At 53.9% G+C, this 16,520-nt stretch carries 16 protein-coding genes, 3 tRNA genes and 1 other RNA gene; 9 read left to right on the top strand and 11 right to left on the bottom strand.

Annotated elements, in window-relative coordinates:
* Positions 1-377: 377 nt before the first annotated feature.
* Positions 378-461, bottom strand: a tRNA-Leu gene (locus ACMTNU_RS01705).
* Between the two features lie 257 nt (positions 462-718).
* On the opposite strand from ACMTNU_RS01705, the gene ACMTNU_RS01700 reads away from it, so the two are divergent.
* The 5 genes from ACMTNU_RS01700 (at position 719) to ACMTNU_RS01680 (ending at position 5,413) form a co-directional block, all read left to right on the top strand.
* On the top strand, positions 719-1,399 hold the full coding sequence (locus tag ACMTNU_RS01700; protein WP_413933465.1) for an HAD family hydrolase: 681 nt from the start codon (positions 719-721) through the stop codon (positions 1,397-1,399).
* Positions 1,400-1,474: 75 nt separating this feature from the next.
* A complete protein-coding gene (gene queE, locus ACMTNU_RS01695; protein WP_413933464.1) occupies positions 1,475-2,110 on the top strand; it encodes a 7-carboxy-7-deazaguanine synthase QueE in 636 nt (211 codons plus the stop codon).
* A 102-nt stretch (positions 2,111-2,212) separates the two neighbouring features.
* Complete coding sequence (locus tag ACMTNU_RS01690) at positions 2,213-3,745, top strand: leucyl aminopeptidase (RefSeq protein ID WP_413933463.1); 1,533 nt, start codon at positions 2,213-2,215, stop codon at positions 3,743-3,745.
* Complete coding sequence (gene nagZ, locus ACMTNU_RS01685; RefSeq protein WP_413933462.1) at positions 3,742-4,845, top strand: beta-N-acetylhexosaminidase; 1,104 nt, start codon at positions 3,742-3,744, stop codon at positions 4,843-4,845. The genes ACMTNU_RS01690 and nagZ overlap by 4 nt, the downstream gene beginning before the upstream one ends.
* A 148-nt stretch (positions 4,846-4,993) precedes the next feature.
* Positions 4,994-5,413 (top strand): hypothetical protein, encoded by a 420-nt coding sequence (locus ACMTNU_RS01680; protein WP_413933461.1) that lies wholly within the window; start codon positions 4,994-4,996, stop codon positions 5,411-5,413.
* Between the two features lie 46 nt (positions 5,414-5,459).
* Here the strand turns inward: ACMTNU_RS01680 and ACMTNU_RS01675 are convergent, their stop codons facing one another.
* The 4 genes from ACMTNU_RS01675 to ACMTNU_RS01660 form a co-directional block, all read right to left on the bottom strand.
* A complete protein-coding gene (locus ACMTNU_RS01675; protein ID WP_413933460.1) occupies positions 5,460-6,896 on the bottom strand; it encodes an amino acid permease in 1,437 nt (478 codons plus the stop codon).
* A gap of 133 nt (positions 6,897-7,029) precedes the next feature.
* Positions 7,030-7,770 (bottom strand): gamma-glutamyl-gamma-aminobutyrate hydrolase family protein, encoded by a 741-nt coding sequence (locus ACMTNU_RS01670; protein ID WP_413933459.1) that lies wholly within the window; start codon positions 7,768-7,770, stop codon positions 7,030-7,032.
* 3 nt (positions 7,771-7,773) lie between these two features.
* On the bottom strand, positions 7,774-8,166 hold the full coding sequence (locus ACMTNU_RS01665) for a hypothetical protein (RefSeq protein ID WP_413933458.1): 393 nt from the start codon (positions 8,164-8,166) through the stop codon (positions 7,774-7,776).
* 152 nt (positions 8,167-8,318) lie between these two features.
* Entirely contained in the window at positions 8,319-8,765 is a 447-nt protein-coding gene (locus tag ACMTNU_RS01660; RefSeq protein ID WP_413933457.1) for a hypothetical protein, read from the bottom strand.
* Between the two features lie 82 nt (positions 8,766-8,847).
* On the opposite strand from ACMTNU_RS01660, the gene ACMTNU_RS01655 reads away from it, so the two are divergent.
* The gene (locus ACMTNU_RS01655; protein ID WP_413933456.1) at positions 8,848-10,050 is read left to right on the top strand and encodes a M24 family metallopeptidase; all 1,203 of its coding nucleotides are present in this window, start codon (positions 8,848-8,850) and stop codon (positions 10,048-10,050) included.
* A gap of 107 nt (positions 10,051-10,157) precedes the next feature.
* Complete coding sequence (tatA, locus tag ACMTNU_RS01650) at positions 10,158-10,961, top strand: twin-arginine translocase TatA/TatE family subunit (protein WP_413933455.1); 804 nt, start codon at positions 10,158-10,160, stop codon at positions 10,959-10,961.
* A 191-nt stretch (positions 10,962-11,152) separates the two neighbouring features.
* On the opposite strand, the gene ACMTNU_RS01645 is transcribed toward tatA, so the two are convergent.
* The 6 genes from ACMTNU_RS01645 to ACMTNU_RS01620 form a co-directional block, all read right to left on the bottom strand.
* Positions 11,153-11,671, bottom strand: a complete 519-nt coding sequence (locus tag ACMTNU_RS01645) for a PilZ domain-containing protein (protein ID WP_413933454.1) — start codon at positions 11,669-11,671, stop codon at positions 11,153-11,155.
* Positions 11,672-11,713: 42 nt separating this feature from the next.
* On the bottom strand, positions 11,714-12,232 hold the full coding sequence (locus ACMTNU_RS01640; RefSeq protein ID WP_413933453.1) for a TIGR02266 family protein: 519 nt from the start codon (positions 12,230-12,232) through the stop codon (positions 11,714-11,716).
* A 186-nt stretch (positions 12,233-12,418) separates the two neighbouring features.
* Positions 12,419-13,675, bottom strand: coding sequence for an ATP-dependent Clp protease ATP-binding subunit ClpX (clpX, locus tag ACMTNU_RS01635; RefSeq protein ID WP_413933452.1), 1,257 nt, complete (start codon positions 13,673-13,675; stop codon positions 12,419-12,421).
* A 13-nt stretch (positions 13,676-13,688) separates the two neighbouring features.
* Positions 13,689-14,315, bottom strand: coding sequence for an ATP-dependent Clp endopeptidase proteolytic subunit ClpP (gene clpP, locus ACMTNU_RS01630; RefSeq protein WP_413933451.1), 627 nt, complete (start codon positions 14,313-14,315; stop codon positions 13,689-13,691).
* A 63-nt stretch (positions 14,316-14,378) separates the two neighbouring features.
* Positions 14,379-15,695: a trigger factor gene (tig, locus tag ACMTNU_RS01625; protein WP_413933550.1), complete on the bottom strand. Its 1,317-nt coding sequence runs from the start codon at positions 15,693-15,695 to the stop codon at positions 14,379-14,381.
* Between the two features lie 44 nt (positions 15,696-15,739).
* A tRNA-Leu gene (locus ACMTNU_RS01620) sits at positions 15,740-15,822 on the bottom strand.
* Between the two features lie 328 nt (positions 15,823-16,150).
* Here ACMTNU_RS01620 and ACMTNU_RS01615 point away from each other — a divergent pair.
* Positions 16,151-16,240: transfer RNA gene (locus ACMTNU_RS01615), tRNA-Ser, on the top strand.
* A gap of 112 nt (positions 16,241-16,352) precedes the next feature.
* Positions 16,353-16,452: signal recognition particle sRNA small type (gene ffs / locus ACMTNU_RS01610), an RNA gene on the top strand.
* Positions 16,453-16,520 lie beyond the last annotated feature (68 nt).

Raw genomic sequence — 16,520 nt, 5'->3', positions numbered from 1 at the left:
CCCACCAGGACTAGGCCCAAATGGGCCGTAGTGTCCTACTATGTGGAGTCGAAAGTCTAGGTCCTAATGGCGCCCTACCGGCAAGAATTACCCGCTGGCAGACAGCACCGTTCATGTCTACCCTGGAGGACGCCGGTCACTCCATGCAAAGGAGCCACACTTGGATGAGGTAGGTGAACCGTTGTTATGGAAATACGATGTCGTCCGATGCTTTCGAAGCAACAATCAGATGAGGAGAAACCGTGAGTTAGTCAGCGACTCGGTCAATCGTTCTCTATTCTAGACAGATAGCCTAAGCCCTGTCGGCGAGGTATTACCCACGGAAACCACCGTTGGCAGTTAGGTGAGTGCCTGGAGACTACAACAGAGGAACACTATGGTGCCGAAGGCGGGACTTGAACCCGCACGGCTTGCGCCACACGCCCCTCAAACGTGCGTGTCTGCCATTCCACCACTTCGGCACTCAGCAGGATATACAACCAAGCCTGCCATCCTGTTCTTGGGAGGCTCAACACCGTGACGGTCTGAAACACGCGTCATCGGATTTCGCTCTCCCCGGCCTTCTCGCAGGTTTGTATCACGAACTCTGCGTTGAAAGCCCCCAAGCCAGCATATGAGGGGAAAGGAAGCCGCATTATAGAAGTAGCCTAAAATTCTTGTCAATGAACGAATCGTCCGGTAGAATTGCCCTCTCAATTCACATCTCCATTGCGCTCGCATGATACAGACTGATCAACGAGACCTTACTTCTACGGTTGCTGCATTTTTCGATGTCGACAATACAATCTTACCCGGCGAAGCCAGTGAGTTGAGATTTTTCCGTTGGCTGTGGCGTCGGGGAGTTGTCGGTTGGCCTGAAGCTCGAGACAGCGTGGCGTGGCTTTTGCGGCATGTTCCTCCCTTGTCGCTTCATCCTCTCCGCCAACGAAAGCTGTACTTGGCCGGGAAACCTTCGCAGGTGATTGAACCACTGGGTGAAGAATTTTGTCGGGAAGAGCTCTGTCCTCGCGTCTCGGCGCTTGCCATGCGCAAGCTCGATGAACATCGCCGGGCAGGCCACGCCATCATTTTCGTGACCGGATCGCTCGACTTTCTGATCGCCCCGGTTGCTGACGCACTTCGAGTGGATCGGTGTTTTGCCACCCGGTTGGAGCAGCAACAAGGTCTCTATACGGGTTTGCTGGTGCCCCCACTCCCATATGGAGCGGGAAAACGTCAACTGATCGATCGGTTGACCCAGGACCTCACATTGGATTTATCCCAATGCTATGCGTATGGCGATAGTCCGGGAGATGTAGACCTTCTCCGCGCCGTAGGACATCCAACGGTGGTCAATCCGATTCGGGGAATGGATGCTATAGCCCGTCGTCTCAACTGGCCGGTTGTCAAGTGGCCCTGAACCAATGCTGATGACCGGAAGTATCCCTCTTCGGCGAATCACCACGTCCATCATGAGTTAGCCCACACAGTGTTCATGCGCGTTACCGAAATCTTTCATAGCATTCAAGGGGAGTCAACCTTTGCCGGATTACCCTGCGTGTTTGTGCGCCTCACCGGCTGCCCTCTTCGCTGCACCTGGTGCGACACAGAGTACGCATTCCTTGGAGGGACAGAACAATCCCTCGAAGACATTCTCGGGAAGGTCCGTTCGTACGGGTGTCCCTTGGTCGAGGTGACGGGAGGCGAACCCTTGGCACAAGCGGAAACGACCACCCTGTTGCATCGATTGTGTCAGGACGGTTTCACGGTCCTTCTTGAAACGAGCGGTGCCATCGACACCAGCACCGTCGATCCATCCGTTCGCATCGTTCTGGATGTGAAATGCCCAGGGAGCGGTATGACGGACCGCATGCACTGGCCCAATGTGGAACGGCTCAGACCGCGAGATGAAATCAAATTCGTCATTCAGGATCGCATCGATTATGAATGGACAAAAGGCATTCTCCGACAATTCCATTTGACCGATCGCTGCCCCGTCCTCTTCAGTCCGGTGTTCGGGACACTCGATCCTCGCCAGTTGGCAGAGTGGCTGCTGGAAGACCGCCTCGGTGCGCGTCTTCAACTCCAACTGCACAAACATATTTGGGCACCCGATATGCGCGGTGTGTGAGGAGTCTCCTGGACCATCAAGAATGCCAGACCTGTTGCACCCACGAACCTACAAACAAGGGCTGATCGCGGTTGATCGTCATAGTCACATAAGGAGAAACCAATGAATATCATGCGGGTTCACGCCAAACAAGGACGCGTCGACACCGACCGGACTGAAGCGCTGGTCATCCTGCTGTGCGAAGACGATAGTCTGGCGACATCCGAGGGCGCTGTGTTGGATCGAGCCCTTGGTGGAGCACTTCGGGAGCTCCAGCGATCACGGGAGTTCGAAGGGAAGCTGCACGAGGTCATGCTGCTTCACACGCATGGAAAACTTCCAGCAAAGCGCCTGATTTTAGCTGGTCTGGGGAAGCGACCCCAACTAGGCCTGGATCAGATTCGCCAAGCCATGGGGTATGCCGTCAAACGGGTTCGCCAAGCAAAAGCCGGTTCTTTCACCGTTATGCTGCCAAGCGCCGTACCACCCGGGGCTTCAGTGAGCGACCTGTCGCAGACCCTGACTGAAGGAGCGATCCTGGGAAGCTATCAGTTCACGGCCTATCGCAGCGAGGCTCCGGTCGGCAAGGGCGTGGCTACCATGACCATCCTGGTCTCGCAGAAAAGCCATCTGAACCCCATTTCTGAGGGCATCCGCCGTGGAATCGCAACCGCCGAAGCCACCGTTTTCGTTCGTGATCTCTGCAACCATCCTTCCAATGTGATGACCCCGACCAAGATCGCGAGTGAGGCCAAGGCCATAGCGAAAGACACCGGTGTAAACCTCAAGATCTTGGAGCAGAAGGAAATGGAGCGGCTTGGGATGGGGGCGTTGCTTGGTGTCGCGAAAGGCAGCCACGAACCGCCGAAATTCATTATTCTCCAGTACCATGGAGCCAAGAAGAAAGACGATTCTCCGGTCGTTCTCGTCGGGAAGACTATCACCTTCGATACTGGAGGGATTTCGCTCAAACCAGCCGAGAACATGGAGCAAATGAAAGCCGACATGACCGGAGGCGCCGAGGTTCTGGCTACCGTACGGGCTGCGGCCCGGCTGAAATTACCCCTCAACCTCATCGGCATCCTTCCGGTGGCAGAAAACATGCCCGGTGGTCGCGCGATGCGTCCAGGGGACGTGGTCACCACCCTCTCAGGAAAAACTGTGGAAGTCCAAAACACCGATGCCGAAGGTCGGTTGATTTTATCGGACGGCCTGGCCTATGCGACCCGTTTTAAACCGGCCGCACTCATCGACATCGCAACGCTGACAGGGGCCTGCGTTGTCGCTCTCGGACAATTCGCCATCGGTATGTTCGGCACCGATACAACGTTGAAGGCTGCAATCACAGGCGCCGGTCTCCGAGCCGGAGAGCGGGTATGGGAAATGCCGTTGTGGGAGGAATACTTCGAACAACTACGAAGCGATGTTGCCGATATGCGAAATATCGGAGGGCGTGGCGGCGGCATGATCACCGCCGCTCTGTTCCTGAGCAAGTTCGTGGGCGACTATCCTTGGGTACACCTCGATATCGCCAGCACCGATTGGAGCGAGCGAGAACGAGCCTACATTCCCAAGGGCCCGACTGGTATCGGCACAAGGCTGTTGATCCAGTTCCTGATCAATCGCTCGCTGAAGCCTGAGAGCACACAGGCATGACGATCGCTCAGGATCACATCGGACAGCTCTTCATGATCGGCTTTGACGGTACAACCGTGTCGGCGGATCTTGCGTCGTTCATCAAAGAATGCCAGCCCGGCGGGATCATCCTCTTTGCAAGGAATCTGGAGTCGACCGAGCAGATCGTTGACCTGACGAACAACCTTCAACGCTGTAGTCCGCATTCCCCTCTCCTGATTTCCATTGATCAAGAAGGTGGACGTGTCTCACGGTTGCCGAAAGAATTTACGATTTTCCCACCATGTGACGTCCTCGGGCAATGTCACTCCTCAGAACTGGCTTATGCCGCAGCCGCAACGACCGCAAAAGAACTGGCGGCTGTCGGGATCAACATGAATATGTCCCCCGTGCTGGACGTCAATAGTAATCCATCAAACCCCGTCATCGGCGACCGAGCATTCGGCGCAACGCCCGACCTTGTGTCTGAATTGGGCTTGGCCACGGTGGGTGGCCTCCAAGACAATCGGGTGGTCGCCTGTGGGAAGCACTTTCCAGGGCATGGCGATACTACGTCTGACTCTCACAAAGAATTGCCCGTCGTGACGGCCTCTCGCGATCGCCTCGAGCGCATTGAGTTCCCTCCGTTCCGTCGCGCCATTGACAGCGGGGTCGCCACGATGATGACAGCCCATGTCCAGTATCAGGCATTGGATGCGCAGAGGCCGGCGACCTTGTCGCCGGCCATCATCTCAAAATTGCTTCGCCAAGAGTTGTACTACGACGGAGTTGTCCTGACGGATGACCTTGAAATGCACGCGATCATCGATCACTACGGTGTCGGAGACGCGGCGGTGCTGGCCATCCAAGCGGGTTGCGACATGCCCCTGATCTGCAAGGATCGGAATAGAGTGATCACCGCCATGCAAGCCGTTACCAAGGCTGTTACCGGCTCAGATATCTCTCCACAACGGCTGGCTCAATCCCTTGCCCGCATCCGCCGTCTGAAGGACCGGTACCTCCTTCCCTATCGACCCGTCACGATCTCTGATGCGAGATTGGCGGTGGGTTGCCGCAGCCATCGAGCGCTCTTGCGGTCCATTCACCAAACTCGAGAGCGGGTCGTGAAAGCTGAGGCATGAGCCTTTTTGAGGATTGGTTCTCTTTGGAAGACGACCTATGGAGCGCCCCTTTCGGTAGGCGGTCGCTGAGTCCGTCAGGTGCCACTCAAAGCTAGTCTTGCTCCGTTCTCACCTCTTGTGGCATCATGAGCATTTCTGGGAGGGCCTTATGGCCTCATTGCTCGAGTACGTCGGATCTGTTCATATTTTTCTTGGGCCCTACCGCGGTAATCCCATCGCGTTGTATTTGCGACGAACAGAATCAGGCTGCCAGATCGGTCCGAAAGTGTATCCCTGGAATGATGTCACCGGTGTTGGGGAAACGCCGAACAAAGCCGCCGCAGACTTTGAGGAGAAATGGAAAACCAAGGGCTTAACTGCGGATATGTATTCTGGTCCATCCTGGGAGGGAGGCATTAAGCCTGAAAAGCCGGCGCCACTAAAACCTGCTGCACCACCAAAGGCCGCTACTCCTCCACCCGCTCCTGCGCCACCTGTTCCGAGTCAGGCTACGCCTGGAGCAGCTTCAGCCCCGACGGACGTCCCTCCTACCGCAGCTCCTGTATCGACAATATCACCCTCCACGTAATCGATATCGCGCAAATCAGCATTCCCCGTCTGCCTCGTCGAAGCCCTCAACAGTTCTGGGTGTCTCGCCTGGAGAGTTTGCTGTATTTCATACCATAGCCGAGGTAGACCACAATACCCACAGCAGTCCACACTCCAAAGCGGATCCACGTGGCCCATGGCAGCCCAGCCATGAGGTAGAGGCAGGCAGCAATGCTCAAGAGCGGCACAAGGGGCATAAACGGAAGACGAAATGGGCGTGGCTGATTGGGCTTTGTGTATCGCAACAGCATGACCCCGAAACTGACCAAAACAAACGCAAAAAATGTTCCGATATTGGTCATGTCGGCCGCCTCCCCGATCTGGAAGAACGCCGAAAGAATTGCCACAACGACGCCAGTGAGAATGGTCGCTCGATGCGGGGTTCCAAATCGTGCGTGAACCGTGGATAAGCCGGGACTCAACAGTTGATCTCGTGACATGGCAAAGAAGACGCGGATTTGCCCCAACATCATGACAACCAGTACGCTGGTGATTCCCGCGACAGCTCCGATCGCGACGATCGCGGCACCCCATTTGAACCCAACCAGCGTGAGCGCTTCAGCGACCGGTGCATGAATATCGATTTGGCCGACCGGAACCAGCCCCGTCAGTACGATCGCGACGGAAATGTACAAGACCGTACAGACACTCAACGATCCTAGGATCCCGAACGGAACATCGCGCTGTGGATTCTTTGCCTCTTCTGCCGCCGTAGAGACGGCATCAAACCCAATATAGGCAAAAAAGATGATGGCAGCAGCGGCTCGGACGCCCTCGAACCCGTTTGGCATGAACGGTGCCCAATTGTCGCTATTCACAGCTGGAGCTCCAACAGCGATGAAGAAAAGAATCACCGCCAGTTTCAGAAGCACGATCATGCCAGCAGCCCTTGCACTCTCCTTTATCCCAATTACAAGGATCATCGTGACAAGTAAAACGATGATGGCAGCGGGGAAATTCGCAATGCTCCCTTCCGGCCCACCAGCCCACTGCGGTGGATTGGTAGCCCAGTAGGGCAATTCGATACCTGCGAGCTTGAGCAGTTTATTGAAGTATCCCGACCAACCAATGGCGACGGCGACGCAGGCGACGCCATATTCCAGGATCAGATTCCATCCGGTCAGCCAGGCGAGAAACTCTCCCAAGGTGGCGTATGAAAAGGTATACGCAGACCCCGCCACCGGAATCATCGCGGAGAACTCTGCATAGCAGAGGGCGGCCAGCGCACAGGTCACACCTGAAAGAACAAAAGAGAGGACAATCCCCGGCCCTGCCCCAGGGCGATGAGCATCGCCCACAATGGCAGTCCCGATCAGGACAAAGATCCCGGTCCCAATAATCGCGCCGATCCCCAGCGCCGTCAGATCCCACGCCGTCAGTGTTTTCTTGAGGCGATGCTCCGGCCGCTCCGCATCGGCCAGAATTTGATCGATGGGTTTCGTCCGGAAGAAGGGATTGCTCACAGCTAGTCTCCGGCTTCAGGGGCAATGCTTTGGCCCGAAGAAATCACCAGCAAAAAGCTCGCTTGACCTTCACGCCTACACGAGGGGACTACCGACTGAGAATGGTTCGGCATTTCCGACCCGCCCAGAAAGCTCATGCCCTGGTCCGCCGCGCGGCGCGTAACAGAGCCTCAAAGAGCCGACGGTGAGCCATATGTCGGTCGAATAGAAACTCAGGATGCCATTGAATGGCAAGGAGAAATCGATGGTTAGGGGACTCAATGGCCTCAATAATGCCATCGGAAGCTACCGCACTAGCGATGAGTGATGGAGCAACGGTTTTCACGGACTGATGATGTGAGCTATTCACCATCAGCGTTTCTTTTCCGACAATCTGCTTCAGGAGGCTCTTCGGTAGCACGGTCACCGCATGGGAGACAGAGACCGCCTTCGTCTTCTGGCGATGATCCATTGCGCGTGGAAGCTGCGCGGGGATATCCTGAAAAAGGCTGCCTCCACAGGCCACATTTACGGTCTGCATCCCTCCACAAATCCCTAAGAGCGGAAGGTCCCGTCGCCTCGCTTGACGCACCATCTCCAGCTCGAAGTCAGCACGCCGCTCACTGACCAGTGAAAATTTGTAGCGCTGCTTCTCTCCATACAGGAGTGGCGGAAGATCGGGGCCGCTACCGGTAAGAAGCAGCCCATCAACACTGTCAAGAAGTCGCCGTCGATCGGCTGCTGCAGACACTAAAGGCAAGACTAAGGGAATACCCCCGAGCTCTTCAATGGCTCGAATGTAGCGAGCCCGGAGGAAGTACGTAGGCTCGGACCCGCCCATATCCTTCCTGTCACCGGCATTAAAGTCAGGAGTCACGCCGATGACAGGTTTCATAATTCACTGTGCAGGTTCGGGTGCCAAAGTAGGGGCAGGAGCGAATCCCTCGTTTTCAGCCGCCACGCCCAGGAAACGAACCGGGCGATCGCCGCTGAGATGCTCTGGGGTAATGACATAGGTTCCATATACACTGGGAACCCAAATATTCTTTGCCGTTGACTCACTAAATCCTGAAAAGACATAGGCCAAGCCGCCGACAACACCTCCGCCTATGGCAAACGCAGCTTTGAACGGGAAGTACAAGATGGTGGCGGCGGCAGAAGCAGCACCCATGCCGGCTCCTGAGGCCGTCCCTTGTAGAGAATCAGTCGATGTGGATTGGCTCCAGGCCGGCGCCACAAGCATCGAACCGTATGCGATAACAACCAGAACAATGACCATCGGGAGTCTCACGTGCGGCTCCTCCTTCCTCTTCAAGAACTCAATCGGATAACCCCAGTGCTCAATCATACACGAATACTGTTATGCGTTATAACAAATTCGAAGCTGAATGCAACCCCCTTTGTTGCCCCGTTCCGAGAGACAACACGGAGAAGCACGACTGATCAGGTGGCGAGACCCAGTTCATCCAAGACGTAGGAGATCAGCTGTTGAGGCTCCTTACTGATCGCTTCCTCCAATTCAACCATCAATTCCTCAGCGGGAATCCGCTGATTATTCTGGGTCAGTCCAGGCAGCAGCTGGAGATCCAATTTCCTCCGACACACGGCTTGGACAAAAATATCACCACTGCGTTCCTGATAATCAGCCTGTTCGTGAGGCTCCACAACCACTAAGCTCTTCGCAAGTTGATCGCCCAAATGAATCCTTTGCTCAATCGCCGAGAGCTGACCAGTGCTTACCTCCACAGCAACCTGAATGCCGGACTTCCAACTCCGTTTCTTCACATTAAACAGACAAGCCAGCACGTCCGGTTTTCCTGCAACGTGTTCTGGGCCAAAGAAGAAGCTCACTCGATAGGTCGAGATAGCATGAGTAGGCGCGGCGGTCATTGATCGTCATTGTAGCATGAAGCATGGATGAACCTGATGGCTGATTGACGCCCTGTCACCCCGAAGATATGATGCAACTCTTATGAGCCTGACTGCCCATCATACGAGAATCCGTGCGATTCAGAATGCGATTCGCGATCAGGAGACAGTCGACGGATGGCTTTTCTATGATTTTCGTGGTTCAGACCCCCTGGCCTATCGGGTGTTGCTCCTTGACCCCTCACAGCATGTCACCCGCCGGTGGTACTACTGGATCCCCAGGACCGGAAAACCGGTGAAACTCCTCCATCGGATCGAACCGCATGTACTGGATGAGTTGCCTGGCTCTTCCCATCTCTATGTGTCATGGGAACAGCAACGGGCAGCATTGGATTCCCTTTTACGAGGTCAACGGCGCATTGCCATGCAGTACTCGCCCCTCAATGCTGTGCCCTATCTCTCTAGAGTCGATGCCGGTACGATCGAGCTTGTTCGAAGCATTGGCGTGGATGTTGTGACCTCGGCCGATCTTGTCCAACGGTTTGAGGCTGTCTGGACGGAAGAACAACTGGAATCACATCGGTATGCCGTTACAACTCTCAGACGCATTGTCGATGAGGCCTTCACCCATGTAGCCTCGTGCCTCACGCATCAACGTCCCTTAACGGAGTACGGCCTGCAACAATTCATTCTCTCTCGAATTCACGCTACGGGAATGACGACCTCCAGTGCGCCAATCGCAGCCGTCGATGCCCATAGCGCCGATCCCCACTACTCACCAGGTGAATCCGCCTCATCTCCGATTACCCGGGACAGTCTCGTTTTGATTGATCTTTGGGCAAAGCGAACTGCACCAGGCTCCGTCTATGGAGACATTACCTGGACCGGCTATACGGGACAACAGGTACCACCAAAACATCGCGTAGTTTTTGAGCATGTCCGACAAGGGCGCGATGGAGCCTTATCGTTCATCCAGGCACAACTGGCAGCAGGACGATTTCCCTTTGGCTGGGAAGTCGATGATGTCTGCCGGGAGAAGATCGGTGAGGCAGGATACGGCGAGTTTTTCATTCATCGTACCGGCCATTCAATCGGTGAAGAGGTTCATGGCAATGGAGCCAACATTGACAACCTTGAAACACATGATGGGCGTCAGATCCTCCCCCACACCTGCTTTTCGATAGAGCCGGGCATCTATCTCCCTGGCGAGTTCGGGATACGGAGCGAGATCGATGTGTATGTAACAGATCAAGAAGCCATCGTACATGGCTTGCCTCTTCAAACCGAGATTGTCTCCCTTCTCTAAACACAACGCGGCGGGTAATTGGCTTGACGCTTTCTTGACAGTCCATCAAAAAGACAGCTACAGTCTTTCAGTAACGACTCTTCCTATGCTCATCGCGAGGTCATCACTTGTTTGGCACGATGGGGTTTTCCGAGCTCATCATCATTCTTGTGATCGTGTTCATCATATTTGGGGCAGGCCGCTTGCCGCAAATCGGCGAGGGAGTCGGCAAAGCGTTAAAAGGGTTTCGAAAGGAGGTGAACGACGTTCCTCAGCCCAGCGCTGATCAGGCTCCCCAGGAAGCACCTCCCCAACAACCAGCTCGGATTTCGCCCATGGCCTCCACAACTCCGGTCGTTACACCCACCGAAACTTCGGCGGGAACAACCAGGGTAAATACCCCTTACATTCCCGGTCCAGAGCTGACCCCTGGAACTACAGCCTCGTTTCTTTACAATACAAGTTCTCAAGCCCCTCGCACGTCAGCAGCTCCTTCACAACCACCCGCAACATCACCGCCCAGTCAGGTCGTCTCGATGGAAGAGCGGGAAGCGAATCCCGTTCCAATAGCTCAAGCGTCGTACCCACCTCTGCCTGCAGGAGCTCAGACCAAACCGGCAACAAAACGCCCTTCAGCGATCGTCAATCAGGAAGCAGTTGCCCGCGTGCAGGCGCAACAAGCCGCGCTCAAGTCGAAGACTGCGCCTTCAACCGTTGGTGTATCACCGAATGATCTGCAGAATCTCGGTGAGGGTCTAGGAGAGGTCGTACGCACATTCCGTCAAGCCGTGACTGACATCCGGAGCAATGTTGACCCCCAGATGCGCACGATCCAAGCTGAGGTAGACGCCGCCCAAAAAGAAATTCAGCAATCAATCGAAGCCACAAAAGAGCTTCCAACGATACAAGACAGTTCCCCGAAATCAAGCTGAGTCTAATCGCATACATTTCGCTTCTCGCTCCTGTTCTCACTCAGAGAAACAGACACCAGAATTATCCGATCAATTTGAACCCCACGCCTTCTCAATGTCATGTCTTGAACCTGGAAAACCTGGCAGGAAAGATGGGTGCGGGGGAAAAATCGGCGCGATCTCAACAGTCAGAGATATCCCGTCGAATACTTTCAGGATGGGGTTCGACTTCGATTCAATGCCTCGACAAGTCTAACTAGATCCTCCTGTATCTTCTCATCTATATCCATGAACTGAATGCCCATACCGGGAAAGAGAAGGTATCGTTCCGGCTTATGACGAGCCCAGGCAACCTTCGCCTTGGCTTTAAGTTTCTCCGTGGGTCGATCCGGGAGTGCAAACTCAACCGTGAGTTCGGTACCAGGACTTAGCGGAGCACCGCTCTCGATAAAGAGCCCGCCCCCTCCAATTCCTCCCGTCAAACTATCGAATTGCTTTCCCTCTGGAGTGGTATAGCGGACCTTCAGGGCGAGAGGAGCTCGTGGTTGTGTGCGGCAATGAGCGAACCGGGCATCCTCGTTAGTCGCCAGTACTCGCTCAATGACTGAACCCCACGATACATTGCCAAGCAATTGACCCAACGTGTCCTGCACATGAATCGTTTCTTGCTGAGCATCAATGATCAACGACTTACCACGATGACCTGTAGTAGAAACAACAGGAAGCTTCATATAGAGACGATGTTGTCCTGATGGCTCGATTCGTACGGGGAGTTAGGCTGCTTGACTCGTCACCTGGGTTGCTTTCACAACTTCATGAATTTGATCACGTACTCTCTCCTCTACTTCGGTAAATCGTACTCCCATTCCTGGACTGAAGGTGTATTGATCAGCCTTTGGACACACCCAAGCGATAGTTCCCTTGGCCGGAAGCCAGTGATCTGGTTTTTGAGGAAGCGAAAATTCCATGGCCAATTTAGTTCCGACGGGAAGGGGACTGTGGCTTTCAATAAATAGTCCGCCGCCGCCAATACCACCAGCACGACTCTCGAATTGCTGCCCTTCTGGCGTGTTGTAACGCACCCTAAATGTGAGGGAGATCCTCGGCTCTACCCGAACTTCTTTCTGAACTGGTACCTTGCGATAGGCAAGAACTTGATCGATCACAACATCCCACGACAAACTCCCAATAACATCCCCGTTTCCGCCCAATAGCGTCACCATTTCCCGTTCCACATCAACCTGGAGCACTTTGCCTTTGTGGCGAAGGCTTGTCAGTACAGAATACTTCACACGTTCTCCCTTCAGTGGGTCACACGTGTTAAGTATAGCTCGGCGTTTCTACTTGTCGAGGAAGGAGAGGCGTGTCGGATGAGGATAGAGATAACTGAGCCAGCCGGAAAAGGCTTCGAATAGCCTCGGTTTACAATCAGTCTTTCAGCCTTTTCCGGCAACACGCTCGCTTTATTTATCAAACACTTACGCTGTCTTTGCGTCTTGTTCCTGTTCAAAGATACGTATCGGTGGGTTCTTCCCCACAATCGCATCTTCTGTAATCACCACTTCCATGATGTCTTTTTGAGAAGGGGCATCATACATGACATCCAACATCACCTCTTCCAGAATTGCTCGGAGACCTCGAGCCCCTGTCCGTTGAGAGTAGGCTTTTCGTGCAGCAGCACCCAGGGCTCCTTCCGTAAATCGGAGCTTGACCTTCTCGAACGACAGCAACTTCTCATATTGCTTCGTGAGAGCATTGCGTGGTTCGGTCAGGATACGAATAAGAGCTCGTTCATCCAGCTCCTCTAATGTAGCCACGACGGGCAACCGCCCGACAAACTCTGGGATCAGGCCGTACTTCAAGAAATCCTCAGGTTGGACTTTGGCCAGTAGATCACCTAATCGCACGTCACTCTTTCCACGGATTTCAGCGCCGAAACCCATTGACTTTTGATTCAGACGCTGTTCGATGATCTGCTCCAAACCCACGAATGCTCCACCGCAGATGAATAGGATATTGCTCGTATTCACTTGAATAAATTCTTGATGCGGGTGCTTTCTCCCTCCCTGGGGCGGAACGTTCGCAACGGTCCCCTCGATCAGTTTCAGCAACGCCTGCTGAACCCCTTCACCTGATACATCCCGCGTAATAGACGGACTGTCGCTCTTCCGACTGATCTTATCGATTTCATCGATGTACACAATCCCACGTTCGGCCCGTTCCACATCGTAATCAGCAGCCTGCAAGAGTTTCAGAATGATGTTCTCAACGTCTTCCCCTACATAACCGGCTTCAGTTAGGGTTGTGGCATCCGCAAGTGTGAAGGGAACATCGAGAAACTTTGCCAATGTCTGGGCCAACAGGGTTTTCCCCGTTCCGGTTGGGCCCACCATGAGAATATTGCCCTTTTGAAGCTCGATATCATCCACCCCTTTTTCCTTCGAGGAGATACGCTTATAGTGGTTGTGCACGGCGACAGAGAGGATACGTTTGGCACGTTCCTGGCCAATAACATACTGATCAAGGTGATGTTTGATTTCGGCAGGCTTCTTCAGCTTCGAGGAGATTTCTTCTTTGGCTTCTTCCCAATCCTCGGCGATGATGTCATTGCAGAGGTTGACACATTCATCACAGATATAGACCGTCGGCCCGGCAATCAGCTTCCGGACCTCATCACGGCTCTTGCCACAAAAAGAACACCGCAAATGTCGGTCCATCTTTTCCTGCTTAGCCATGTGCCCTCCTGTGTTACTTACCCTTTGCCCCGTCTCCGGACTCACCCACCTTCAGAAACTTGGGTGGCCTTGTAATGACCTCATCAATGAGGCCATAGCGTTTCGCCTCTTCACCTGACATGAAATAATCTCGCTCGGTGTCATGGGCGATCTTTTCTATCGGTTGCCCGGTGTGCTTGGCCATAATCTCGTTGAGACGTTCACGAATCTTTAGAATTTCCCTTGCGTGAATATCGATTTCTGTCGCTTGTCCTTGAAACCCACCTAGGGGTTGATGAATCATCACCCGGGCATTGGGTAGGGCAAACCGCTTTCCTTTTGTTCCAGCGGTAAGTAACAGCGCTCCCATGCTCGCCGCCTGACCGAGGCAAATCGTGTTAATCGGTGGTTTCACGTATTGCATCGTGTCATAGATGCCCAATCCGGCTGTCACACTTCCTCCCGGCGAATTTACATAGAGATTAATGTCCTTTTCAGGATCTTCAGCTTCAAGGAAGAGCAACTGCGCGATTACCAGATTGGCAAACACATCATCAATGGGGGCCCCAAGGAAAATGATACGATCCTTGAGGAGACGAGAATAGATGTCATAGGCGCGTTCGCCTCGATTAGTTTGCTCGACTACGATCGGAACCAACATGTCGTTCGCTTCCTTTCCTCAAAGAGTGTCGGCGCGAAACACACAAGATGATCGAGCGCCAACCTATCCCTGAATGACTGCTTGACGATAGACAAGATCCAGTGCCTTGTCGACCAAGATCCGTGCACGCAATTCCTCAACGGAATCCTGACCGCCCGCCTGAATCATTTTGACAAGATCGGCTATCGGCACCCGAAGTTCCTTGGCTAATCGAGTGACTTCGTGGTCTAGATCATCCTGACTCACTGACAAGTTTTCTTTCTCGGCAATGGCTTCGAGAATCAGTCCCGCTTTGACACGACGATTTGCTTCTTCACGATGCTCTTCACGGATCGCCTTCAGTTCTTCCGCAGCCGGTTCAGGAATGGAGTCGGTGACTTTTCCACGCTGCCGTGCCTGCAGTTGCTGCCGTACGATCGTGGTGAGCTCTCGCTCTACAAGTGTGTCGGGAAGATCAAAATGATGGGTCTCAACGAGGCGTTTGAGAAGGGTGTCTTTGTAGGATTCTTCGATATCTTTCTTGAGCGCCTTTTCCATTTCACCGCGCAGTTTTTCTCGTAAGTCTTGGATGGAGGCGTACGGTCCACAGTCTTTCGCAAACTCATCGTCAAGAGCTGGAAGCGTCTTGCGCTTGACGCCCTTGATGTCGAGGCGGAATTGAACCACCTTTCCCGCAACTCGGTGATCCGGGTGGCTTACTGGATAGGTTTGCGGAATATCCACCACCTCACCTTCTTGCCTTCCCAGCAAGTGCGCGTCTATTTCAATCCCCAGCAGGGAGGCCTTCGAACCCACGCGATGCAGTTGGCCTTCTTTTTTCGTCCCCTCGAGAGCCACTCCGTCCAAAAATCCCTCCAGATCGACAACGGCATACTCTCCATCAGCCAACGCTGTACCAGCTGGAGCTGCATCCAATCGGGCCTGTTGTTCTCGGAATACCTCGAGGGCACGGTCCACTTGTTCTTCGGCGACTGTACGCTTGTCGGCTTGCAGCGACATAGGACTGGGGGACTTATAGTCACGAAGTTCGATGGTCGGCTTGATTTCAACCGTCGCGGTAAACGTAAACGGGGAATCTTTTTTAATCTTGACGCGATCCAGAGGAGGTATATCCACCACGACCGGATGAATTCCCGCTTCTTTGATCGCTCGATCATAAAAATCAGGAACCAGTTTTCGAATGACATCTTCTTCGACAGTCTTGGCATACCGCTTTTCCAAGATTGCCAATGGGGCCTTTCCCGGTCGAAAACCAGGAACGTGAACCTGACGATTCAGCTCCACATATGCCCGCGAAAATTGTTGGGTGACCTCGGCGGCTGGCACCTCGATTTTCAAGGCACGTTTCATCGGTCCTAACTCAGTGACTTCCATCTTCATCGTCAAAATCTGGCTCCCATCCAGCTTAAGGGGATTCGGAATAGTGGTGCGAGAGGGGGGACTTGAACCCCCACGGTTACCCACGAGATCCTAAGTCTCGCGCGTCTGCCAGTTCCGCCACTCTCGCACAGTGGAGGATGCCGAGGAGCTGTTTCTATCTAGTAATCACGACAGCCTAAACACGCGATGTTGTATAGCGTTGTACCGTCGGACCCATACAAGTGTCAACCCATACGACCGAGGGTATTCCATACCTAGTATGAATGGCCCGATCCGGTAATAATGATGCCCTATCCATTGCCTTTGCTGTCTTCCCTCAATAGCGCACCTATGGTTCACCGCTGCTACAAACCGTAAACGGTTCTCACACACAAGGCCCTTGCCCAATCAACTTCGGTCGCCTTGCTGCTGTTGTACACGCATGCTAAGATGCCGATCTTTGCACTTCTCGATGCGGAGAGGTGCGAGAGTGGACGAATCGACATGCTTGGAAAGCATGCGTCTCGGCAACGGGACCGTGGGTTCGAATCCCACCCTCTCCGCCATCCCGCACTTCGTGTGTACCGGCCGTTCCTTACTACGTAGGGTCATTCGTAAGGGCGAACGGGCATACTTCGAGTGCGGACTGTTTGAAGTGGATTCAGATTCGAGAACAGGGGCTGGGCCCTGTGCAATAGAACCCTGTGAACCCCGCTAGATCCGGAAGGAAGCAACGGTAAGCAGCCAGTTCTGTGTGCCGCAGGATCACCTGGCCCCACTCTTTTGATGCTGTATCTCGTGAAGTGTCATTCGTGAAGCGTTTGGACTATAGACGAGATACGCTTC

The organism is Nitrospira sp. BLG_1 (genome assembly GCF_047338595.1).
Taxonomy (GTDB): domain Bacteria; phylum Nitrospirota; class Nitrospiria; order Nitrospirales; family Nitrospiraceae; genus Nitrospira_D.
This window is presented reverse-complemented; position numbering and strand designations above follow the sequence as displayed.